Raw genomic sequence first — 481 nt, 5'->3', positions numbered from 1 at the left:
CCGCTCGCCGCGCGACTGGAGGTCACTCACGTCGTCCACATCCAGGCCATCGAGCGCCGATTCGATGTCCGAGCGGATGCCCGTCTCGTCGACGTAGTACTCGTAGGCCGCCGCAGTCGTCGTAAATCCCGGCAGAACGGGGACGTCGAGCCCTGCGAGTTCGCCGAGGTTCGCGGCCTTCCCGCCGACTGAGCCCACGTCGTCGCCGCCGACGTCCTCAAGTGACCGAACGAATGGTTGGCTAGTCATCACTTGAGGCTACGTGGTCATCCGTGTTAACGTTCGGCAGGAATCAACAGGAGCGTCGCCGAGGCCACAGCGGACGAGACACGGACTGTCGTTACTGATTTGTCACAACGGACGAAACACAGAACCAATATGTCCCCGCAAGACGACCTCGACGCCGACCTCAGCGCACTCCGTGACCTGCCGGTCTTTCTCGCGTACAACGCGAACGTCGACGCGGTCGTCGATGTCGGCC

Annotated in this window: 1 protein-coding gene; it reads right to left on the bottom strand. The window is 62.8% G+C overall.

Annotation, left to right across the window (positions count from 1 at the left end; all coding sequences use genetic code 11):
• On the bottom strand, positions 1-249 hold a 249-nt coding region (locus DEQ92_RS22275; RefSeq protein ID WP_199522978.1), incomplete at its 3' end, for a PEP/pyruvate-binding domain-containing protein.
• Positions 250-481: the final 232 nt, after the last annotated feature.

Origin of the sequence: Haloferax sp. Atlit-6N, from assembly GCF_003383195.1 — an archaeon.
GTDB classification, from domain to species: Archaea; Halobacteriota; Halobacteria; order Halobacteriales; family Haloferacaceae; genus Haloferax; species Haloferax gibbonsii.
The sequence above is the reverse complement of the archived record's forward strand: the minus strand, read 5'-3'. Positions and strand labels throughout refer to the sequence as shown.